Origin of the sequence: Amycolatopsis lurida, assembly GCF_900105055.1 — a bacterium.
GTDB lineage: Bacteria > Actinomycetota > Actinomycetes > Mycobacteriales > Pseudonocardiaceae > Amycolatopsis > Amycolatopsis lurida.
Map to the genome: position 1 here is coordinate 387,079 of NZ_FNTA01000003.1, position 22,367 is coordinate 409,445.

Annotated in this window: 20 protein-coding genes; 14 read left to right on the forward strand and 6 right to left on the reverse strand. The window is 67.3% G+C overall.

Translation table 11 applies throughout. The features are described from left to right. Nucleotides 1–3: 3 nt before the first annotated feature. The 5 genes from BLW75_RS04135 (at nucleotide 4) to BLW75_RS04155 (ending at nucleotide 2,160) form a co-directional block, all read left to right on the forward strand. Nucleotides 4–315, forward strand: coding sequence for a hypothetical protein (locus tag BLW75_RS04135; protein WP_034317530.1), 312 nt, complete (start codon nucleotides 4–6; stop codon nucleotides 313–315). Beyond that, nucleotides 312–734, forward strand: a complete 423-nt coding sequence (locus tag BLW75_RS04140) for a hypothetical protein (protein ID WP_034317527.1) — start codon at nucleotides 312–314, stop codon at nucleotides 732–734. Before BLW75_RS04135 ends, BLW75_RS04140 begins: the two co-directional genes overlap by 4 nt. Nucleotides 735–746: 12 nt before the next feature. Further along, entirely contained in the window at nucleotides 747–1,397 is a 651-nt protein-coding gene (locus tag BLW75_RS04145) for a phage tail tube protein (RefSeq protein WP_143055294.1), read from the forward strand. A gap of 80 nt (nucleotides 1,398–1,477) precedes the next feature. Further along, nucleotides 1,478–1,756, forward strand: a complete 279-nt coding sequence (locus tag BLW75_RS04150) for a hypothetical protein (RefSeq protein ID WP_034317520.1) — start codon at nucleotides 1,478–1,480, stop codon at nucleotides 1,754–1,756. Nucleotides 1,757–1,881: 125 nt separating this feature from the next. Beyond that, nucleotides 1,882–2,160, forward strand: coding sequence for a hypothetical protein (locus tag BLW75_RS04155; protein ID WP_198935796.1), 279 nt, complete (start codon nucleotides 1,882–1,884; stop codon nucleotides 2,158–2,160). Between the two features lie 23 nt (nucleotides 2,161–2,183). Here the strand turns inward: BLW75_RS04155 and BLW75_RS04160 are convergent, their stop codons facing one another. Beyond that, nucleotides 2,184–3,488, reverse strand: coding sequence for a pentapeptide repeat-containing protein (locus BLW75_RS04160; protein WP_158005399.1), 1,305 nt, complete (start codon nucleotides 3,486–3,488; stop codon nucleotides 2,184–2,186). Nucleotides 3,489–3,620: 132 nt separating this feature from the next. Here BLW75_RS04160 and BLW75_RS43385 point away from each other — a divergent pair, with 132 nt between their 5' ends. Genes BLW75_RS43385 through BLW75_RS04190 form a run of 8 tightly spaced genes read left to right on the forward strand, consistent with a single transcriptional unit; the run spans nucleotide 3,621 to nucleotide 11,559 of the window. Beyond that, nucleotides 3,621–6,542 (forward strand): phage tail protein, encoded by a 2,922-nt coding sequence (locus BLW75_RS43385; RefSeq protein WP_241783869.1) that lies wholly within the window; start codon nucleotides 3,621–3,623, stop codon nucleotides 6,540–6,542. A 20-nt stretch (nucleotides 6,543–6,562) separates the two neighbouring features. Next, a complete protein-coding gene (locus BLW75_RS04170; RefSeq protein WP_034317517.1) occupies nucleotides 6,563–7,405 on the forward strand; it encodes a hypothetical protein in 843 nt (280 codons plus the stop codon). Continuing rightward, on the forward strand, nucleotides 7,406–9,661 hold the full coding sequence (locus BLW75_RS04175) for a hypothetical protein (protein WP_034317515.1): 2,256 nt from the start codon (nucleotides 7,406–7,408) through the stop codon (nucleotides 9,659–9,661). It abuts the gene before it with no gap. A gap of 15 nt (nucleotides 9,662–9,676) precedes the next feature. Continuing rightward, nucleotides 9,677–9,994, forward strand: a complete 318-nt coding sequence (locus BLW75_RS42145; RefSeq protein WP_034317512.1) for a hypothetical protein — start codon at nucleotides 9,677–9,679, stop codon at nucleotides 9,992–9,994. Next, the gene (locus tag BLW75_RS42150) at nucleotides 9,991–10,956 is read left to right on the forward strand and encodes a LysM peptidoglycan-binding domain-containing protein (protein ID WP_198935795.1); all 966 of its coding nucleotides are present in this window, start codon (nucleotides 9,991–9,993) and stop codon (nucleotides 10,954–10,956) included. Before BLW75_RS42145 ends, BLW75_RS42150 begins: the two co-directional genes overlap by 4 nt. After that, a complete protein-coding gene (locus BLW75_RS42695; RefSeq protein WP_158005398.1) occupies nucleotides 10,938–11,081 on the forward strand; it encodes a hypothetical protein in 144 nt (47 codons plus the stop codon). Before BLW75_RS42150 ends, BLW75_RS42695 begins: the two co-directional genes overlap by 19 nt. Nucleotides 11,082–11,087: 6 nt before the next feature. Beyond that, nucleotides 11,088–11,381 (forward strand): hypothetical protein, encoded by a 294-nt coding sequence (locus BLW75_RS04185; protein WP_091596758.1) that lies wholly within the window; start codon nucleotides 11,088–11,090, stop codon nucleotides 11,379–11,381. Beyond that, entirely contained in the window at nucleotides 11,374–11,559 is a 186-nt protein-coding gene (locus BLW75_RS04190; RefSeq protein ID WP_034317509.1) for a hypothetical protein, read from the forward strand. The genes BLW75_RS04185 and BLW75_RS04190 overlap by 8 nt, the downstream gene beginning before the upstream one ends. Before the next feature lie 53 nt (nucleotides 11,560–11,612). On the opposite strand, the gene BLW75_RS04195 is transcribed toward BLW75_RS04190, so the two are convergent. The 5 genes from BLW75_RS04195 to BLW75_RS04215 all read right to left on the reverse strand — a co-directional run bounded on the left by BLW75_RS04195 (nucleotide 11,613) and on the right by BLW75_RS04215 (nucleotide 19,827). After that, entirely contained in the window at nucleotides 11,613–13,313 is a 1,701-nt protein-coding gene (locus BLW75_RS04195) for a recombinase family protein (RefSeq protein ID WP_158005397.1), read from the reverse strand. Nucleotides 13,314–13,594: 281 nt separating this feature from the next. After that, nucleotides 13,595–14,785 carry a cytochrome P450 gene (locus BLW75_RS04200; protein ID WP_034317500.1) on the reverse strand — a complete coding sequence of 397 codons (1,191 nt, stop codon included), beginning with the start codon at nucleotides 14,783–14,785 and terminating at the stop codon, nucleotides 13,595–13,597. Continuing rightward, nucleotides 14,778–15,986: an acyltransferase family protein gene (locus BLW75_RS04205; RefSeq protein WP_091596764.1), complete on the reverse strand. Its 1,209-nt coding sequence runs from the start codon at nucleotides 15,984–15,986 to the stop codon at nucleotides 14,778–14,780. Before BLW75_RS04205 ends, BLW75_RS04200 begins: the two co-directional genes overlap by 8 nt. A gap of 119 nt (nucleotides 15,987–16,105) precedes the next feature. After that, a complete protein-coding gene (locus BLW75_RS04210; RefSeq protein WP_034317499.1) occupies nucleotides 16,106–16,801 on the reverse strand; it encodes a glycoside hydrolase family 12 protein in 696 nt (231 codons plus the stop codon). A gap of 38 nt (nucleotides 16,802–16,839) precedes the next feature. Next, nucleotides 16,840–19,827 carry a glycoside hydrolase family 3 protein gene (locus tag BLW75_RS04215; protein WP_241783865.1) on the reverse strand — a complete coding sequence of 996 codons (2,988 nt, stop codon included), beginning with the start codon at nucleotides 19,825–19,827 and terminating at the stop codon, nucleotides 16,840–16,842. Nucleotides 19,828–20,165: 338 nt separating this feature from the next. Here BLW75_RS04215 and BLW75_RS04220 point away from each other — a divergent pair, with 338 nt between their 5' ends. Further along, nucleotides 20,166–22,355 (forward strand): glycoside hydrolase family 3 C-terminal domain-containing protein, encoded by a 2,190-nt coding sequence (locus tag BLW75_RS04220; RefSeq protein WP_241783863.1) that lies wholly within the window; start codon nucleotides 20,166–20,168, stop codon nucleotides 22,353–22,355. Nucleotides 22,356–22,367 lie beyond the last annotated feature (12 nt).

Genomic DNA, 22,367 nt, shown 5'->3' on the forward strand with positions numbered 1-22,367 from the left:
CAGATGGCCCTGGAACGCATCACGATCGACTACGCCGCCGTCGCCGGACTTCTGCATTCGCCAGAGTTCGAGCAAGAGATTCGGGCCGTTGCTGAGAAGGTCGGCGAGGTTGCCCGCGCGTCCGGGCACGTGGTGACCTCGGGTGAGCCGCTGCCGATCGACGTCTACGCCGACCCTGACACCGACCGTGTGGGCTGGTCGGTCGCCATCCGCCACCCGGCCGGAGTCGGGATGGAAGCACGCTACGGGCTGCTCAAACGCGCGGCGGAAACCGCGAGCCTGTCGGTCGAGAGCGAACAGGACGGCGGAACGTGACAGGTCCTGTACCGGTACCGGTCGACGTCGCCGGGCTGGTCGTGCGGCGCCTGCGCGGTCTGCTCGCCGGCCAGAGCCTCGCGGTCGCCGAACGAGTCCAGGTCTCGACCGAGACCGGCGCGGGGCCGGACGGCGGACCGCCATCGCTGCCGTGGCTGCTCGTCGCCGAGGACGGCCACACCTGGACCTGGCCCGCCGTGCAACGTGCCGTCATCCGGCTGACCGTCTGGCACCACAGCCCGCACACCTCGAAAGCCCTCGCCGGACTCGCGCTCGGCCTGCTCTGCGCACCCGCACCGCCGGGCCTGATCATCCGAGCCGAACCGATCACCGCGCCACTCGCGGGGATCGATCCACACACGGCCGCACCGCTGGCCACCTGCGCCGCCGCTGTCTTCGCGCGCACCCCCACCATTTGAGGTTTCCCCTACATGGCAATGAATTCCGCGCTTGTCCGCGTCCCCGGTACCGGTGAGGTGTCGCTCGCACCAGCGGACACCCCCGAACCCGCCGACCCCATCGCACCACTCGCGGCCCCGTGGGTCGGGCTCGGGCTGTCCACCCCGGACGGCACCACCCTGGCCCGCAAAGTCGAGAAAGAGGGCACCGAGCACTGGCAGCAACTCACACCCGCCCGCTACATCTACAAGTCACAGGAACTCACCGTAGCCTCGGTGTTCCAGGAAACCAAGGGCGAAGTGCTCAGCGCGTACTTCGGTGGCATGAAGTTCGCCGCCGTCGGCACCAGTACCCCAAAGGTCTACCGGGCCGAGATCAGCTCCATCCCCAAGGGCGACGTCCGCGCGCTCTGCGTCGACTGGATCGACACCGTCTCCGACACCGAGGTCTACCACCACCGCCTGTACCTGCCGCGCGCCGAGGTGTCCGAAACCGAAGACGCACAGTGGGGCCGCTCCCAGGAAGCGCGCTGGGGCATGAAGTTCTCCGCCCTGGCGCCGCCGAAGGGAAAAACCTACATCGCCGTGTGGCTCACCGACGACCCCGCTGTGCTGTTCGGGGCACCTGCGGTCACCACGGGAGCGCTCGACGTGATCACCGAGGACCAGCCGCGCGGGAAGTGACGCTAAGCCAGCTCAGCTAAGCAGCATCCACACCGCAACGACAGTTCCGAACACACCTCATTGAAGGAGCACACCACCTGATGGCGACTCGACAGCGCGCGGAAGCAACCGGCAAGCCCGCCTCTCCCGGCGCGGACCTGGCCGTGACCTGGCGCGGCAAGCGGTTCACCCTGCCCAGCCCGGACCGGTTCCCGCTCGAAGCCCTCGAAGCAGAGGAAGACGGCAAGCACCTGACTGCGCTGAAACTCATCCTCGGACCCGATCAGTACGCCAAGTGGCGTGGTCTGGCTGCCACAGCCGCCGACGCCGAAGACTTCTCGGCCGTCGTCATGAAGGAGCTGGGGCGGGGAAACCCCTAACGGTCGCCCTGCTCCTAGCAGACGAGGCGACCGCCGAAGCCCTCGAAACCGATCTGCTGCGGTACGGGGTCGATCTGCTCGACCTCTACCGCGGACTCCTGTCCTACCGGCGGCTATGCGCGCTGGTGGCGCACCTGCCCGACGACGCGGCGGTCTGGCGGCTGCACGACCCGCACGGCACGTTAACCCGAGTCGAACTGCTGTTGGCTGCGACCGAACGACGCGTAACGGCACTGTGGGCGACTATCGCCGTTGCGCTAGGTCAAGACGTCACCGATTCCGAGCTCGCCGGACCGTTGAACAAATCAATTTCCCCAACGGTCGACACTCGGGCCGACCGTGTACCGGCTGACGCGGAGCTGAAGTCGCTACGCGAAATCGCGCTATGGATGCGTGGCGACTGACCGACCGAACAGTTTACATTGAGCTACACCTGGATCTCAGGCTCATCTCCGGATCGTGAGCCGGGCACATCGTCCTGCGACGAATTAATCCGAACCAGCGATGCCACATTACCGGCCGCATCTGAAGAATCTTCCATCCGCCAACCGGCAGGCCATGAATGCCATTGGCCCGGCTTGGTGACACGTGCGTGATGAAACTCAAAATTAGCGTCATGTTCCACCGCGTCAAATATGGCACGCCCCTCGAAAGTTGCACTCTGAAAGTGGGCTTCCCTGGCGAATATCGCGTTGCTAAAGATGGCATCCTTAGCGAATGTCGACTCGTCGAACATGACGCCCTTCGTGAACGTCGCTCCAATAAACGCCACCTCTTCGACAAACGTCGCGTTTTCGAACCAGGCGACGGAGGCGAATGTCGCCTGGTTGAATCGCGCAATTCCATCGAACGACGCTATGTCGAATGTTGCATTCCTACTGAACGTCGCCTTGGTGAACCAGGTGGCCACATTGAACGCTACATTGTCAAAGGAAGCATTCGCTGCGAATGTAGCCTTGTTGAAATGAGCACTCCTGGTAAATGTCGCCCCATCGAATTCAGCGTCCCCGTCGAAGGAAACATCAAGAAACTTAGCTCGACCGTAGAACTTAGCCCCTCGGAAGTCTGCGGATGCCATTCGACAATTCGAGAAGTCGATTTCGATGAGGGCGGCGTCCCGAAGGTCAAGGCTAATTCCATCCCAAAAATTGTGGAGTGAATTTTCTGGTCGTGATTCATTTCTTAGGTGTCGGTGTAAGATTTGCTGCGCAGTTCGACGCACGTCCAGTTCGAGTCGGCGGGCTGCTATCTCGTCATCGGACGGTCCCGACAATCTCGGTCCCGCTTGGGTGGCAGGGGCGCCCCTCGACTCGGGTTCGGCGTCGAATGTGACAGCGGCTAAATTGGGTGGAGGCTGGTAGGGAGCGCGGAGGTACGCGCAAATCCTGTCGACCACGGTCTGCCGCAGGTCGGGGTATTGCTCGGCGAGTCGCTCCAGATCGGTAAGTCCACCGATGCGCACGGCGGCTTTGTCGCTGCCGAGTTGCTCACTGGCTTGCGAAGACAGTGTGTTGATGTGCGTGGCTTCGTCGTTGTCAAGTTGCCGGTGATGTTCCCGCTGGCTCAGGCGTAGACGTTCGACTGTGACGAAGGCGGCGAGGATCGCGAGCACGGCTGCGGAGCTTTTCCATCCGATGTCGAACGCGTCGCGATGGTTGGTCGGCGTGTCGCCCCACAGCAGAGCGGTGATCGTGGTACCCGCCGCAACGCTTACAACCAGGGTCAACCACACCCAGACCCACGCGAACTCGCGTAGAGGCTGATCTTTCCTCCCACCGTTCATCCAGCTATTTGAGCACAGCGCGCTGCTGAGGCGCGGGTATGTCCGCCCTGACCGATCGAAGTGTCTCGGTGGTGAACGCCCGTGACCTCGGTTGCTCACGCCTATCTCAAGATCATGCCGTCCCTCCAGGGCTTGGGGCGACACCTGCGCGATCAGGTCCGCGAGGCCGAGGGACAGGCCCCGAAGGTCAGCCTGTCGGCCGAGGTGAAAACCGCGCTGCTGCGCGAGCAACTGCGCGTGGCCGCCCGTGAAGGTGATCAGACCGCGATCCGGCTGCTGGCTGAGCTGGAGGCTGAACCGGCCGAAACCCGCTTTGCTGCGCTGAAACGGCGGCTCGACGGCCAGAACATCACGCTCAAGGTCGTGCTGGACAAGTCGGTCGGCGCGAGTCTCCGCGGCCTGTCCGACGTGGAGTCCCGGATGCGGTCGGTGACCGGTGCGGTAGCGCTGCACTCGGGTGCGGTCGGTCTGGCCACCTTGAAGTACGGGGCGATGGCGGCCGGTGCCGGGCAGGCCGTGACCGCGCTGGGCGGGCTCGGGTCGGTCGCGGCCACCGCGTCGGGGTCGCTGCTGGCGGTCCCGGCGGCCGGGCTCGCGGCCGTGGCGATCATGCAGACGCTCAAGCTCGGGATCTCCGGGTTCTCCGATGCGCTCAAGCAGGAGGATCCGAAGAAGTACGCCGAGGCGATCAAGGACTTTCCGCCTGCGATGGCGGCGGCCGCGAACGCGGTCCGCGCGCTGCGCCCGGAGTTCGTCGGGCTGAGGCAAGAGGTGCAGCAGCGGCTGTTCACCGGTCTGGCCTCGGAGATCACCGCGCTGTCGGGCACGTATCTGCCGTTGCTGCGGCACGGGTTGGGCGGGATCTCCGAGGGGCTGAACGCCGGCGCGCTCGGGTTCGTCGCGTTCGCCCGCGAAGGCCGCACGATCTCTGACGTCGGCTCGATCCTGGGCAATACCTCGGCGACCATGCACGAGCTCTCACAGGCGGTGCATCCGTTCCTGCAAGGGCTGCGCGATATCGCCGCCGTGGGCGCGGAGTTCCTGCCTGGCTTCGGCTCCGGCCTTGCCGACGGCGCGCAGAAGTTCGCCGACTTCATCGCGGCGGCACGCGAGTCCGGACAGCTCCGCGACTGGCTCTCGGCCGGTCTGTCGGCTGTGGGTGACCTGGTCACGGTTCTGAAGAACCTGGGGCAGGTCGTGTTCGCGGTGTTCTCCGCCGCCAGCACTGGCGGCGGCGGGCTGCTCACGGTCCTGGTCGACGTCACCGGCCAGATGGCCGAGTTCGTGCGCTCCGCCGAAGGTGCACGGGCCTTGGGCCAGATCTTCGACGGCTTGCACGCCGTCACCTCCGGGTTGATGCCGGTTCTCGTCGCGCTTGGCCAGGCCATCGTCACCTCGATCGCTCCAGCGATTGCGCAGCTGGGGCCGATGATCGGGGCGGCGTTCGCCGCGCTGGGCCCCGCGATCGCTCCGCTGGGCCAGGTCCTCGCCGCCTTGGCTCCCGTGCTGGGCACGGCGGCCCAGGCATTGGCGGCGGTCCTGGTTCCGGCGGCTGCCGCGCTTGCCCCGATCGTCGGCGCGCTGGCTCCAGCCGTCGCGGAGCTGGTGGGGCAGCTCGGCGGCGCTCTCGGCGCGGCGGTCACCGAGCTGACTCCCGCTCTGGTGGAGCTAGCGCGGACGCTGGCGCCGCTGATCACGCAGTTCGGCGGGCTCCTGGTGCAGGCGCTGCGGCTCGCGGCTCCGGCGCTGGGGCAGTTGCTGACCGCGTTGTCGCCGATCATCGGGCAGCTCGGTGGTGCGCTGCTGCAAGCCCTCTCGGCCGTGCTGCCGGTGCTGTCGGCGCTGGGCGGGGTGTTCACCTCGGTGCTGCTGGCCGCGCTCAACGCCGCGATGCCGGTGCTTCCCGTTGTGGTGCAAGCGATTCAGCAACTCGCGGGTGTCGTGTCGACTGCGTTGCAGGCGGCCACGCCGGTGCTGTCGGAGGTCGGCGGGCTGCTCGGCCAGATCGCCGGTCAGATCCTCGCGGCGCTGCTGCCGGTGATCCCGCCGCTGGCGGAGGCGTTCCTCGGGATCGTGACGGCGCTGCTGCCGATACTGCCGCCGCTGCTGCAACTCGTGTCGGGGCTGCTGCCGCCGCTGCTCGATTTGGTGACGTCGCTGCTGCCGGTGATCGTGCAGGCCGCCGGGCTGTTTACGCAGCTCGCCGTCGCGCTGACCCCGCTGATCACGCAGATCAGCCAGCTCTTGATGCCGATCATCCTGGAGCTGTTCGGGCTGGTGAAGGGCAAGTTCTCCGCGATCGTGGAGATCATCTCCGGTGCGCTGACCGTGATCTCCGGCGTCATTTCCGTAGTGACGGGCCTGATCTCGGGCAACTGGGATCAGGCGTGGACCGGCGTGAAGAACATCGTCTCCGGTGCCTGGGGAATGATCAAGGGGATCGTCTCGCACAGCATCGGCGGCGTGCTCGATCTCGTCGCCAGCATCCCGGGCCGCATCCTCGGTGCGCTCGGCAATCTCGGGTCCCTGCTGTGGGAAGCCGGGCGGAACGTGATCCGCGGCCTGGTCGACGGCCTCACCTCCGGCTTCGGCTGGGTGAAAGACCGGCTCGGCGAACTCACCAACTGGATCACCTCGTGGAAGGGACCACCCGCACGAGACCGCGTCCTCCTCACCGCGAACGGCCGCTTGATCATGCGCGGTCTGCTGACCGGGCTGGAAGACGGCGAACCGCAAATCCGGGACTACCTGACCGGCCTCACCAACGCCCTGCACGTGGACACACCACCCGCTCACGGCACCGCACCGGCAGCCAACGGCCAGGCGGCTGCACCGGTCCGGCCGGTGTTCCCGCCGGGAACGTCCGCGTTGGACGCCGCGTCGATCTCGGCCGCCGTGACGGCGGGGGTGCTGCTCGCGCTGGACGGCGCACGGCTCCGTGTCGATGGGGCGGGGACTGCGCGACTGGTGAACACGGTCAACGCAGCCAACGCCCGGCGCTAGCGAAAGGGACGGTGATTGTGATGGGTGATTCCGTGTTCTGCCTGGGGCCGCTCGGCGCGCTACGGGCACTGCCGTCACCGTCGCTGGGCGGCCCGCCGGAAATGGTGCCGGTCCGCACCGGCGGGCTGCACCGGTCGATCACGGGGCGCCCGACACTCGACCGGCTCGGGATCCGCCGCACCTGGGTCCTCACCTGGCCTTACCTTGACGAGGACACCCACCGGTGGCTGTCGCTGCTATACGCGGGCCTGCTCGGCGGACCGGTGTGGTTGCTGGACCCGACGGCCGGAAACCGGCTATCTGTCCAGGTGGCCACTGCCGGGAGCGTCGAGCATGGCCCGGAAGGGTTCGCTACCGCCGGAACCCTGACCTGGCAGGCCACCCCTGTCACCCCACCGGATCACCCGGCACCTGCGGGGTCCGGGGCTTTGACGTGGACCACGGCCGACGCTGGCGGCGGTCTGCTGCTGACCCGGTCCGCCGTCCCGGTCCTGCCGGGCGAGCCGGTGACGTTCGCCGCCAACGTCGCCGCCACGGTCCCGGTGGCGTTGACCGCGTTCGTGCTCAACGCGACCGACGTCGTGATCACCACCGTGTCGACGGCACCGGCCACGCCCAGCAGCCGCGGCGCTCGAATGAGGGTGACCGTGCCCGCGACGGACGGGGCCGCGTCAGTACGCCCCGGTCTGGTGCTAGGGCAGGCCGGAACGGCGACCACCTCGGCGTGGTCGCTCACCAGCGGCACGGAGCCGGTGGTGTGGTCTGCCGGGGGCGGCGCCGCGATGGTGCTGATCGAGTCGATTCCGTGGAAGTACCCCGTTCCCGGGTCGTTCGCGACCACGCTCACCCTGCTGGAGGTATAGGTGACCCAACCCGACGAGCTGGCGGCGGCGGTCGACGCCCCGCAACGCCAGCCCCGCGCCAAGGTTCGCGTGGACTGGGGCAGGAGCGGAGGGTTCGACCATCCGCTCTCGGATTTGTCCACTGTGGCCGAAAGCCTGGTCATCGAACGGCAGATCTCCGGGGATCTCCCGGACGAGTGCACCCTGATCGAGGGCTACACGACTGCGACCCTGGCTGCCACCCTCGCCGGCCAGCGCGCCGACGATTCCCGCGACGTTGCCAGGATGCTCACGCCGTACAGGCCGGATTCCCTGCTGCGCGACACCGACCTCGTCGACGCTCCGCTGACGTGTGACCTGGGGTTGCTCACGGCGTCGGGGCGGGAACTCGTCCGCCAGTTCACCGGCTCCACCCGCACGCTGACGCTGTCGGCGACCGGCCGGTCGGTGGAGCTAGCCGCGCTGGACCCTGCCGAAACGCTCCGGGCATCGGTGACGCTGCCGCCGGTCGCGCAAGAGGAGGAGCAGCACTACAACACCACCGAGTGGCCGTTCCAATGGCGCATCAACACCCAGTGGGTCATCGACTATGTGTTGCGGCGCAACGGAATCTTCGCCTCCCCACCACCCCGGCCCGACTGCATGTTCGCGATGACCTGTCACGGCGGCCTAATCGCCGACGTCGGGTTCAACTCCGACTTCGGCTACGGTGAAAAGCTCGACGCGAGCGTGCCCGCGTTCGTCCCCGGTCCCTACGGGATGCTCGCGGCGAACGGGACGCCGAAGCTGTCCGCGACCATGTACGCCAACGCGGCGCTGGAGTTCTATCCCAGCTGGCCGGACCGGGGGCACCTGTTCGAATTCCACTGCAAAGCCGGTGCCAGCAACACCTTCGCGCCGAACATGAACGGTGACATCCTCAGCATGAGCACCGGCGTCCGGGGCATTTCCGGTGGGACGTTCGCCGTCGGCGTGACCACCGGCGGGCGAGTCGTGCTGAAGGTCCACTCGAACCGGTCCCTGGTCACCACGATCAACGGCCCCACTTTCGCCGGGGAGGCCGCGTGGCATCGGGTCGGCCTCTGGTTCCGCTACACCTCGTACCCCAAGTACACGATCGAGACCTGCTGGATGGTCGACGGCACGATCACGCCCATCGCGACCGAGACCGTGCCCCTGATCTCCGAGGAGAGCAGCGGCGGAACCTCCATTTTCGCCTGCACACCGGTCCCGGTGAGCTGCCTGCAAATCAGCATCGCGGCCGCACCACCCGCGGACTGGGGCGCACCGCACACGCCGCAAGCGGAGATCGACACCGGCCTGAACTGGATGACCGGCCTGCCCGACATCGTCAACGCCGACTCCTTCGACGTCCTCAAACAAGCAGCGGCAGCGGAGTTCGGAGTGATCAGCTACACCGAGAACGGGCGCTTCCGGTTCCTCAACCGAGACACCGTCCACGCCCTGGCCGCGCGACCGACTACGGCGACCCTCTCCGCTTCCGGGGCGCTTACTGAGCTGTCGCTCTCGACCTCGCTGGACTCGATCCGCAACGAGATCAGCCTCACCGCCGTACCCCGGCTGAAATCCATGAAAGACGTCAACGTCTACGAACCCGCGACAGCCGACGAACTCGAAGCCCCCATGGGCACCACACGACCGATCGTCACCTTCCAAACCAGATCCACGTTCCACGGCAACGCTCTGTCGATACACACCCTGAGCGCCTACACCAGCGACGACTACACACGGTTCTCCGCCTGCCGCCCGATACGCCGGGACACCGGAGCCGAGGTCACCACCGGCATCACGGTACGAGCGATGCCCGTCAGCCAGAACCGCGTCAAGCTGGAAATCCAGAACACCAACAGCTTCGCCCTGCGCTTCGCCCTCGACGACCGCCGCACGCCAGCCTTGCGGCTCGTCGGTAATCCCGTGATCAACGGCCGCCCTATTGCCCACGTCGCCACCGATGACGCCTCCATCGCCCGCTATGGCCGACGTGTTCTCGCCCTGCCGGACAACCCGTTCCGGCAAACCCTCGAATCCATGCAGGCCATCACCACGTCCCTGCTGGCCGACCTCGCCCAGCCCACCACGGTCCTCAAAGACATCGCCGTCGTCGGCGACCCCCGCCGACGCCTCCTCGACACCCTCCACATCCACGACCCCGACGGACTCGGCGGCCCTATCGCCGCTGTCGTCATCGGCAGCCGCCGCACCCTCAACACCACCGACGGCCTCGCCGACACCCTCACCCTCCGGGTCCGCCGCTGAACCCTGGAGCCGCCCGTGACGCCTGACTGGCTCACCGCGCTGGCCGCGACCCTCGGCCCCGCCACCGGCGCCCTCACCGGCCTGCTCGCGGCGCGGCGCGCTATCCGCACCGCCCGCACTACGGCCGATCACCAGGCACTGGCCGAACTGCACGCCGGATATCAGGCGCTGCTGAAAGACCGCGCCACCCACACCCGCGACGTCCTGGCCGAACTCACGGCCGTGAAAACCGAACTGTCCGCCGTGCGCCAGGAGAACGCGCGGCTGCTGCTCGAAGTCGGCGCCCTGCGCGCCCAGATGAACCGCCCACCCGAAGGACCGCCAACCCCTTGACCGACTACGGCATCGACGTGTCGCACTGGAATCCAGTCCAAGACTGGAACGCCGTGCGAGGCAACGGAATCAACTACTGCTCGTTCAAACTCACCGAAGGCACCGGCTACACCGACCGCACCAGCGGCGCCCGCATCCCGGCTGCCCGCCTCGCCGGCGTCGTCCCCGGCGGATACCACTTCGCCCGCCCCGGCGACCCGGACGCCCAGGCCGATCACTTCGCCAACCACCTGCGCCAAAACAACCTGCACACCAGCGGATCCCTGGCGCCGATGCTCGACATGGAAGCCGCCGAACTGCGCGGCACCGCCAACGCCTTCATTCCGCGGTTCATCGCCCGGCTGCGCGCCGCGACCGGCGTCCGCAAGGTTCTGGTGTACGCGAACCTGGACTGGTTCACCCGAATCCTCGACCCCGCCCGGTGGGCCGATGACGGCGTGCTGCTGTGGATCGCCCGATACAACGGCAACCCCGGCAACCCCGGCTGGACCCACCCGAAACTCGCGCTGCACCAGCACACCCAGACCGGAACCGTTCCCGGGATCAGCGGCCACGTCGACCGCAACGCCACCATCGGACAGTTCACGTTGTCCGATCTCGTCACCGGCGGCAGCGCCCCGACGCCGCAGCCGGTCCCGCCGACACCGACACCACCGGCCGACACCGAGGTCTACACCGTCCGCTCCGGCGACACCCTCTCCGGCATCGCCGCGCGATTCGGCACCACCGTCGCCGCGCTGGCCGCGCTCAACGGGATCTCCGACCCGAACCGCATCTACGCCGGACAGCAGATCCGAATCCGCGGCGGCACGGCAGGCGGGCAGCGCTACCAAATCCGGTCCGGCGACACCCTCTCCGGCATCGCCGCGAAGTTCGGCACCAGCGTCTCCGCTCTCGCCTCGCGGAACAACATCTCGAACCCGAACCGTATCTACGCGGGCCAGTGGCTGACGATCCCGTGACCGGCAACGGCGGCTGGCTGCTCCTGCTCGTCCTGTTCGTCTGGCTGGCCTGGAAAACCGCCCGCGCGTTCGTCCGCGCCTACGACTACCTCGATTCCCTCCCACCCCGTAAACCCAAGGAGTAGACACACGTGTCTCGTTACCCCCTGCGTATCGCCGGATCCATCGTCGGCGCGCTCACCGCGATCGTGTCCGGCCTCGTCGGCTCCGGACTGATCACCACCGACCAGGGCAACGCCACCACCGGCGTCATCACCGGCCTGGTGACCCTCCTGGCCGCGTTCGGTGTCGTCATCTCCGCCGAAAGGAAGGTCACCCCGCTGGTAGACCCCCGCACCCGCCAGGGGGCACCGCTGGTGCCCGCTGAGACCGCCGGAGACACCCTGTACCGGGCCGCCGAGAGCCGGGAGACCGGCCGTGCCTGACACCCGCTCCGGCACGGCGATCACCGATCCGGCCTCCGTGCTCACCCCCGCAGTTCTCCAGGCCGCCCGAAACGCGGCGGCCACCGCGCCGCCGTTCACCACGGCGCAACGTGACCGGCTCTCCTGCATCTTCGGCCCGACCGTGCGCCGGGTCCACCTGAACAAGGCAGTCGGCTGACAGCACGTGGCCCCGGCACCCTCCAGGATGCCGGGGCCACGCACCACCCCGTCTTAGCTGACCTCGGCCAGCACTTCGTCGTCGAACGAGTCGTCCACTCCCGGTATGGCTGCCGGTGCGCCCAGCCAGGTCAGCATGATGTCGTCCGGGTTGAACGGTGCGCGCCCGCCCTTCGTGGGCAGCAGGCGGGGAGTGACCACCGCCCGCAGAACCTCCCGCTGTTGCGACAGCGACAGCCCCGCCCACACTGTCCTGGCGTCCGCGCCGAGAAAGTCCGCGACCACCGGCGACACCCCAATCTGGCGCACGCGCTCCTCGGCCGCCTCGATCTGCGGCACCAGCTTCGCCTCGATCCGCGACAGCCGTTCCGGCCCGATCCCGCCGCTGGCGGCCGAGTCGGTGAACCCGTCCAGCCGGGCGCGCAGTTCCCGCGCGGTCGCCACGGCCTTCGTCAGCTCGTCGGCCTGGTCCTCGTAGCGGAACAGCTCCCGCGCGTCCTCGGACTCCAGCCGGGTCAGCACCGCCTCCACCACATAGGCGTCCGTGCGTTCCATGTCCCGCATGAGATGCCCATGGGGGCAGCGGTAGCCGGGCCGCGCCCGGTGCAGCGGGGTGGAACGGGTCGGTGTCTCGCAGATCCCACACAACAGAATGCCGGTCTGCAAGTACTTGACCCGCGTTCCGTCGCGCACCGAGCTGCGACTCGGATCACCCAGGCGGGCCACGATCAGAGCGCGTTTCCGATCGCTGATGATCGGCTGCCAGACACCCTTACCGACGATCTTCTTTCGGAACACCCGCAACCCTGCGATCACGGGGCTGAGCGCGATGTTGCGGACCTTGGACACATTCCACTCCCCAGGCAGCGGATGCACCCACTGTTCCCGGTTCATCTGCTGCGCGACCTGCGACGGCGTGTCTTCCCGCACCCGCACCAGCGCCTCATACGCCGCTTCCTGCTGCTCAGGAGATAGCGAGTCGATGAGCTTCGCCCAGCCGTGCGGGTCCTTCGACACGTGTTGCAGCTTCTTCACGTGATCCGCCCGCCACACGTGACCGCGAGCGCACGGCACACCCGCCTCGATCAACTCCCGCACCAGCACCGACGCGTTCGGTTCCTCGATCAGCCGGTCCACGATCGCCTCCGCGATCGGCGCCGTCTCCGGATCGACCTCGCGGTGCGCCTCACCCGTGCGCTGGTCATAGACGATCCGGTATCCGTAGCCCAGCGGACCAGCCCACAGCCCTTCCAGCGCGCGAGCCTCGACACCTCGGCGGGTCCGCTTGCGGATCTTCTCCGACTCCCTCTCCGCGTCGACGGCGTCCTCGGCGGTGTCGATCCGGTCGTCCGGATCGTTCATGTCATAGATCCGGTCGTCATAGGCCCAGTAGCCGCCGACCTTCTCCAGGATCTCCCGCAGCCGGGCGAACATCGACAGATTCCGCTGAGCCCGCGAGTTCTCCCACGTCCACAGCAGATTCGCCCGCCCCGTCGACAACAGGCGCAACGCCTCGGTGTAGTCCTGCCGCTCCTCGGTCGCGTACCGCGACGCCGACAGGTTGTTGTCCACCAGGACCGCCACGACCGTGATGCCGTTGTCCTCGCAGAACTTGCGGCCGACCGCGATCTGCGTCGACACCGCGACCTTCCGGGCCTTCGTCTCGTTCGATGCCCTGGCGTAGATCACCGCGAACAGCGGCGGAAGCTCCCCTGTGATCGACCGCGCCAGCTTGCGGTTCAGTGCCTTACCCACGAACAAACCCCCAGCATGTCGCCGGGCGGTGGTCGCCATTGGACCCCTGTATGTGCAAGTCAAGCCTAGCCGACGAGCCACACAACACAGGGGGTTTGATGCAGTGCTGGACCCGCGTTTCCGCAGGTCCAGCACCCTGATCTGCTTGGGTTCCGTTCATGAGTTTGGGAACCTAAGTTGAAATGCAGCTAAGGAGGCCTTCACGGACTTGACGAGGGAAGATCACCGAGGCCACCGCCACTTGTCCACCAGCACGCGGGGAAAGCCCGCTTCGGGCTTGTTCAGCGCAGGTTCAGCAGCAGCCGGGACGGTCGCTTGAAGGCGCTGTCGGTCCACTCGACCTCGTCCGGGTCCTCGGCGAGCGAGAGTCGCGGATGCCGGTCGACGAAGGCGGCGATCAGTTCCTGCATCTCCATCCGGGCCAGATTCGCGCCGAGGCAGAAGTGCACCCCGCGGCCGAAGGTCAGATGGGCCTTCTCGTCCCGGTCGAGGCGCAGCTCTCGCGGGGCGTCGTAGATCGACGGGTCGTAGTTCGGCCCGACGAAGGACGCGACGACCGCTTCCCCCTTGCGGATCGTCCCGGACGCCAGCTCGACGTCCTCCAACGCGACCCGGAGCGGGGCGCCGTCCCCCGGTACCTCGACGCGCAGCAGTTCCTCGACCGCGCCGGGGATCAGACCGGGCTCGGCGACCAGGCGGTCGTAATGCTCACGCGGGGCCAGCAGCCGCAGGAACGCACGGGACAGCACCGATCCGGTCGTCTCGTGTCCGGCGAGGAACATCCCGATGGTGTTGCGCACCAGCTCGTCGTCGGTGAGCCGGTCGCCTTCGTACCGCGCTTGGATCATCGTCTGGAGCACGCCGTCGCCCGGCAGGTGGCGGACCTGTTCGATCAGTTCGACGCAGTACGCCGCGAACTCCATCAGCGCCGCGGTCTGCTCTTCGATCCCGAGACCGCCGGAAGGAAGCAGGAGATCCGACCAGTGCCGGATCCGCTCGGCGTCGATCCCCGGTACCCCCATCACCTCGCTGATCACCTCGACGGCGAACGGGAACGCGATCGTGCTCACCACATCGACGACGGGACCTGCGAGTCCGTCGATCATCTTGTTGGCCATGGTGCGCACCCTGGGCCGCCACTCCTCGACCTTGCGCGGGGTCAGGGTCCCCGCCAGCAGACGGCGCAGCCGGGTGTGACGGGGCGGGTCCATGTTCATGATGATGTCCGGGTCGACGGTGAAATCGAGACCGTCGGCCTGCCTCGGCGCCCCCTCGTACGTGAGGTTCCGGCTGAATCGCTGATCGCTGAGCACCTTGACCACGTCGTCGTACCGGACCGCGAGCCTGGCGACGTCGCCACTCTGCAGCCGTACGTTGCCGAGCGGACATTCCCGCAGACGGCGTTCGTAGTCGTCGACAGGACGGCCGCGCGGGCCCAAGGGGAACGGGAAACTGTCGAGTTCTTCAGCCATGGTCTTCCATCCTCACCGTGGGTTCCGGTGCCGCGGCCTTCGCGGATGCCGGTTCTTGCCGATACAGAACGAGCCGCGGTCTGCGCCGAAGGGAGAACCGCCGCATGATGGGCCGTTCCACGCCCGCGTGGAGCAGCCACGACAAGGCGAGCGTCACGCCGAACAGCAGGGCAGCCACCCCCAGCCCCGCCGGAGTGCCCCACTGGTTCCCGAGCCAGCGCACGCCGAAGGTGAGCACCAGCCAATGCACCATGTAGAAGGCGAAGGAGACTTCACCGAGCCACACCATCCGGCGGCCGGCCAAGAAGGGTCGCCGTCCGTCACGGTCGGCCACCGCGCCCGCCGCGATGAGCAGGCCGAGGGGAACCACCGTGATTGCCGTGAGTTTGTAGGTCATCGGGAACAACGGCGCCACCGCGTACGCGGCCACCGAGAGGACCGCGGCCCAGCCGAGCCCCAGCGGCAGGCGGCGCCCTTCCAGCACGACACGGGCCAGCAGAATGCCGAACACGAAGTCGAGCAGCCGTACCGGGGCGAACGCGTAGACGAACCAGAACCGCGGCACCGAGGTCTCCGCGTACCAGAGATAAGGCTCGTTCGGCAGCGAGGTCGCCGCGAGCGGGACCAGCAGGATCATCGCGACGACCACGCCGGCCCAAAGCCACAGCCGGTCCGGCCGGATCCGGCGGATGTACCGGAACAGCAAGGGGAACGACAGATAGAACAGCACTTCGCAGGACAGGGACCACGAGACGATGTTGAAGCCGCCGTCGACCGGCGCCCAGGCCTGCACCAGCGAGAGGTTCAGCGCCGCGGTCCCGAAGTCGAAGGTCTCGTTCGCGACGAACCCCAGCAGCAACGCCGCCGCGATGAACGTGACGACATCGTTCGGGTAGATCTTGAAGAACCGCCGTCGCCAGAACGTCCGCGCCGTGTCCTTCTCCCGCGCGGACCAGGCCAGCACGAAACCGCTGAGCACGAAGAAGAATCCGACTCCGGTGAAGCCGCCCTGGATGAACGTCGCCGTCAGGGACTGCTGGACGCCGTCGTCGGCGAACAAGTCCTGAAGGGTGAGATGGGAGAGAAAGACCATGAGCGCGGCGACGAAGCGCATTCCTGTCAGCGACGGCAGGCGTGGGGCCCGCGCGTTTCGCGCCGCCCGACGGCCCGATCCGGCGGCGGACGCGAGGGGAATGTCCATGTCCCCATCGTCAGCGGCCGCTCCTCACCTGGGCATCTCCGCCGGTGCGGACCTGATCTAGGGCGTTCATGCGTGGTGCGAAAGGCCCCGCTCACGAGGGGGGCGCAGTCGGCAACCGATCAGGAAGACGAAACCGAGTAGCTGTTCGCCGAGAAGTTCATGCCGCCGCTGGACGACGTGATCTCGAAGCCGAACTGCACTTCGCCGACCGTCACGTCGCCGTACCAGCCGCGGTTCTTGATCCAGTTCAGCACGGCGAGCACGTCGACCGTACCCGCGTTCGTGTTGGAGGTACGCAGGAAGGAGAACACCGCGTTGGCGCCGTTGCTCCCCCGGTAGACATCCCAGGTGTGGCCGCCGACGGACACCGTGGTCTCCTTCGATCCGATCGCGCCCACGGCACCCTGCTTGTTCATCCACAGCATGATCTCGTAGGCGTTGTTGTTCGCCCAGATGTCGTACGCCGTCGCGTAGGCGCCGCCACCCGGCCTGGAGACGTTGAAGCTGCTGGAAAGGCTTCGCAGTCCGCTCAACTGGCGGCCGACGTTCTTCGCCGAATGCGGATACGACTTCACCCCACCGGTATTCGGGTGGTTCGCCCAGACGCCGAAATTGCTGTAGGAGTTCGCCCAGATCGACTGCGGGCCGGAGCCACCGCCCCAGACGTTGTTGCGGACGGTATAGCCGCCGTTCGGCCAACTCCCCCACTTGTCCGAAGAGCTCCAGGTCGCGGCCTGCGCCGTCCCTCCTGTCACCAGCATGGCGACCAACGCCAGGACGACAACGCTCATCAAGGATCGTGCTTGCCTACGCATAGCCGGGTTCCTTCCGTGTCTTCTCACCAAATGGACCGCTACCGCAGAGAGAACGTGCTGATTCTCGAATCGGAGGTGAAGACGAGGTAGACGTCGTGCCGCCCGCTCAGCCCGGACAACGTCGCAGTGGTCGTCGAGTACGTGTATTTGTCGCCGGTACTGGCGATCCGAGCGGTTCCGGCAGGCCTGCCGCGCGGTCCGCCGAGCCGGATTTCCACAGTGGACGTCCCCGGTTCGGCGCGGGCCGTTCTGGCGGTGAAGGTCCTTGCCCCCGAACGGAAGTCCACGTCGCTGAAGCGCAGCCAGTCTCCCGCCCCGACACCGACCGCGTCACCGCGGACCTTGCTCTCGTCGACCAGTTCGACGCCGGAGTAGTCGTCGAAGTCGATCGCCCTGGTGTCCCGGGTCAGATCGCGCGGCGGGATCTGCTCACCACGAACGGGGAGCGCCGAGCGCAGCCGGATGTCGGCAGCGGACGCACCGACCATCACCTCGTGGACGGATGATTCCAGCACCCATTTGCCCCGGGTGACGTCCCAATGCCGCAGGTCGGGCACCGACAGGCGCACCGTCTTGGTCTGCCCCGGCTCCAGGTGCACCCGCTCGAAGTCGCGGAGCCGCTGATTCGGTTGCTTGTCGCGGGAGACGAGCTGATGGGTGTAGAGCTGCACCACTTCGTCACCGGCGCGTTTCCCGGTGTTGGTCACCTTCACCGTCGCTTCGAACGTCCCTTGTGGACCAGGTTTCCCGAGGCGCAGGTCGCTGTAACGGAAGTTCGTGTAGGACAGGCCGTGGCCGAAGGCGTACAGCGGATCACCCGTGAAGTACTGGTAGGTGCTGCCGCGTTTCATGATGTCGTAGTCGAGGATGTCCGGGAGATCGGCGTCCGAGCGGTACCAGGTCTGGGTGAGCCGTCCCGCCGGGTTGACGTCGCCGTACAGCACGTCGGCGAGCGCGTTGCCGGTCTCCTGGCCGGCGTGTGACGTCCACACGATCGCCGGGATGTTCTCCTGTTCCCAGTTCAAGGTCGTGGGATAGCTGTTCTCGACCACCACGACGGTGTTCGGATTCGCCTCGCGCACGGCCTTGATCAGCTCGCTCTGGCTCGCCGCCAGTGCCGTCGTGGTGCGGTCGTGGTCCTCCCGGCCGTTGATGAACGGCATGCTGCCCACGACCACGACCGCCGTTTCGGCCGATCGTGCCGCCTTCACCGCGCTGTCGATCCCCGAGCTGAGCTGCTCCTTGCGGAACTTGGTCGCCCCCGCCGCGTTCGGCGAGCCCAAGGTCAGCGTGCCGTCGGCCGCGGCGGTGAGATAGCTGTTCGGCCCGTCCCAGTCGTTAGGGACCTCGTAACCGGCGTACCGGATCACGACCGTGCCGTCACCCGCGTCCTCAAGCTTGAATTGCTGGTGGACGAACCAGTCCCGCGGCTGCGGTGCCTGGTTGAGGAACGGACTGGTGGCATCGGCGAGGTTCTGCCGCTCGACGTACCTTCCGTTCGCGACACTGCGCAAGGTCAGCACGCCGTCGCCCCACTCGAACGCGTCGAACTGCTCCGTGGCCCCAACGCTGGTGGCGCCGGTCTTGAGCACCGCACCCGCATCACCCGCGCCGCCACTGAGGTACCTGCCGGTGGCGGCATCGCGCAAGGCGATCCGGTCGACGGCCTCGGTGTCGGTGACCTGTGCCCCGCCGCCGAGCCGCGCGCGGATCCCGTCGACCGGGGTCACCTTGTACGGCAGTCCGCCGGAATACCAGTCTGTGTACAGGGTCTTCTCCAGCGGCCCGATGACCGCGACACCGCGCTTCGGGTCCAGCGGCAGAGCGCCGCGGTCGTTCTTCAGCAGCACCATGGCCTCGCCCGCCGACTTGCGGGCGAGCTGCCGGTGCGCCGGGCTGTTGACCACGTCCTTGCCGATCTTGGCGTACGGGCCACCGTCCGGATCGAAGTCGCCGAGCCGGAAGCGCACGCTCAGGACGTGCTTCACCGCCCTGTCGATGTCGGCCTCGGCGAGCAGTCCCTTGGCCAGCGCGGACGTGATGATCTTGATGGTGGGGCCGGGGTTCTGGTTGTCGACGGTGAAGCCGTCCAAACCGGCTTTGAGGGTGGCCGCGAAACCCTCCTCATCGGTCCCGTAGTACTTCTCGGAGCCTGTCAGGTTGTACGGGGCGGAAGCGTCGCTGACGTTGTAGAGCGTCTTGCCGGTCCACGTCCGCACGACCTCGTGAAGGTCGGGGTTGACCGTCGCGGGCCGTCCGTTGACGAGGTTGTACGACCCCATCACGCCGGTCGCCGCGTCGGCCGCGATAGCCGGTTTGAACGCCTGTTCGTCGTATTCGCGCAGCACGCGCGGTCGCAGGTTGGACGACGTGGTGTCGCGGCGGATCTCGTTGTTGTTGGCCAGGTAGTGCTTCAGTACCGGAGCGGTCTTGAGGTACTCGGGATGGTCGCCGGTCATCCCCTTGCCGTACGCCGTCGAGATCGCCCCGGTCAGGAAGGGATCTTCGGAGTAGCCCTCCTCGTTGCGTCCCCATCGCGGATCACGCAGCAGGTTCACCACGGGCGCCCACAGCTGGAGCCCCCAGAATCCGGGATCCTGCGAGTGGTAACCCCGTGCCTCGTCGCCGACGACCGCGCCGACCTGCTTGATCAACGCGGGATTCCACGTGGAGGCGAGCCCGATCGCCTGCGGGAAGACGGTGGCGTTCGCGGTCACGACGGCGCCGTTCTCGCGTTCGGTCGTCCAGCCGAGACCGTGCAATGCCTCGGTTCCCGTTTTGAATTCGGGGATGCCCAGCCGCGGGATCGCCGGCTGGAACTGGTGCAGCAACGACACTTTCTCCGCGAGGGTCAACCGCCGCACCAGATCGTCCACCCGCGTGGTCAGCGGGAGGCCGGGATCGCGGAATGGAAGAGCGTTCAGTTCGTCCGCGACCGCGGGTGAGGCCAGCCCCAGCACCAGGGTGATCGTCGTGACGACCATGCCGATCCTGCGGAGGCGGACAGGGAGAGTTGCTCTGCTCATGAAGACTCCATCGCAAACAATCGAAGCGCTTCGACGACCCGGGCGGCGATATTCGGCGAGTTTCGAGCGGTGGGGATCGAGCGGAAGATCCGAGTGTCGAATCGATTCGACAGTCGCGTTACGGCGATGTTAGCGGACCGGACACGACGAGACAATGGCTCCTCGATCGCCTCCGCCAGTGGAACGAGGCCTGGCGCGAGCAGGCCCGAAAAGGGAGCAAGGGACCTTTAGTACCGCTAGCTTTCCTAGCGTCGCTAGGCCCGCGTCCACCCGAGCAAGGACGGATTCGTCTGGCACTCTCGAACACAGTGGACAGTTGCCGGCCGGAAGGAATCCCGTTGACCTCCCAGATCGAACCCGTCGGCCTCACGCTCGAACAGAAGGCGTCACTGCTGTCCGGCCGCGACTTCTGGCACACCGAGGCGATCGAGGCGGCGGGAATCCCGTCGATCATGCTCTCCGACGGCCCGCACGGCCTGCGACGACAGGACGACCAGGCCGACAATCTCGGTGTGCACGACAGTGTGTCCGCCACCTGTTTCCCGCCGTCGGTCGCGGTGGGCTCCAGCTGGGATCCGGAGGTCGCCGCGCGAATCGGCGCGGCCATCGGCAGGGAGGCCCGCGCGGCCGGGGTCTCCGTGGTACTCGGCCCGGGCGTGAACATCAAGCGTTCCCCGTTGTGCGGCCGTAATTTCGAGTACTACTCGGAGGACCCGTTGCTGAGCGGCGTCCTCGCCAGCGCCTACGTGCGGGCCATGCAGGCCGAAGGCGCGGGCGCGTCGGTGAAGCATTTCGCGGCCAACAACCAGGAGACCGACCGGATGCGGGTCAGCGCGGAGGTCGACGAACGGACCCTGCGCGAGATCTACTTCCCGGCGTTCGAACGCGTCGTGTCCGAAGCGCACCCGGCGACGGTGATGTGCTCGTACAACCGGGTCAACGGCGTCTACGCCGCCCAGAACCGCCGTCTGCTCACCGACGTCCTGCGTGACGAATGGGGTTTCGAGGGCGCCGTCGTCTCGGACTGGGGCGCGGTGAACGACCGGGTCGCCGCGCTCGCGTCGGGACTGGACCTCGAGATGCCGGGCACCGGCGGCAGCGGCGACGCCGAGATCGTGGCGGCGGTCCGAAGCGGAGAACTGGACGAAGCCGTCGTCGACAGGAGTGTCCGTCGCGTCCTCGCCCTCACCGGCCGGGCACTGCCGCCGAGCGGCGACGTGGATCCCGACGAGCAGCACCGGGTGGCGAAAGAAGTCGCCGCCGACTGCGCGGTCCTGCTGAAGAACGACCGGGACACGTTGCCCCTGACCACGCGATCGGCGGTGGCGGTCATCGGCGAGTTCGCCGCGAACCCCCGCTTCCAGGGTGGCGGCAGCTCCCACGTCAATCCCACCCGGGTGGACACCGCGCTCGACGCGATCCGCGAACTCGGGGAATCCGTGACCTACGCGCGCGGCCTGGCCGACAACGCGATCGAGATCGCCCGTGAAGCCGACGTCGCGGTGGTGTTCGCCGGTCTGGGCGAAAAGGACGAATCCGAGGGATTCGACCGCGACACCATCGACCTCCCCGCGGCACAGGTCGAGCTCCTCAAGGCGGTCGCGGCGGCGAGCAGGCGCACCGTGGTCGTCCTCTCCCACGGCGGCGTGGTGTCGCTGGAGGGCTGGCACGACGACGTCGACGCCATTCTCGACGGCTGGCTGCTCGGTCAGGCAGGCGGCAGCGCGCTCGCCGACCTCCTCTTCGGCGTCACCAACCCGTCAGGTCACCTCGCCGAGAGCATTCCGCTTCGTTTGCAGGACAACCCCAGCTATCTCAACTTCCCCGGCGAATCGGGCCACGTCCGGTACGGCGAGGGAGTCATGGTCGGCTACCGGTACTACGAAACCGCCGAGGTCGCGGTCCGCTACCCGTTCGGCCACGGCCTGTCCTACACGACTTTCGAGGCCGGCGAACTGACGGTCACGGCGACGGGCGACGACTCCGCCGCCGTCGCCGTGACCGTCACCAACACCGGATCCCGCACCGGTAAACACGTCGTCCAGGTCTACGTCGCCACCAACGCCGCTCCTGTTCGCAGCCCGGCACGGGAGCTCCGCGCGTTCGCCAAGATCTCGCTCGAACCGGGTGAGACCCGTCGCGTCGAGCTCACCCTCGATCGCCGCGCTTTCGCCTGGTACGACATCGAACTGAGCCGATGGGTGGTCTCGCCCGGCGACTACACCGTCCAGATCGGCCGGAGCGCCGCGCAGATCGTCGCCGAAGCGCCGGTCACCCTCGCCGGTGACGTCATCATCCCGGTCCTGTCGATCGACTCGACGGTCCAACAGTGGTTCGGCCACCCGATCGTGGGGCCGGAGCTGGGCAAGTTGCTCGCCGGCCAGAGCAATCGGGTCGATAGCAGCGTGGACTGGATGCGCATGGTCGCTTCGATGCCGATGCGCCAGTTCGCCAAACTCATGGCGTATCGGGGTGTCGAGCTGCCCACCGACGCGTTGCCACGCTTGATCGAACTGAGCAAGGGCTGAGCCCGTCGAATC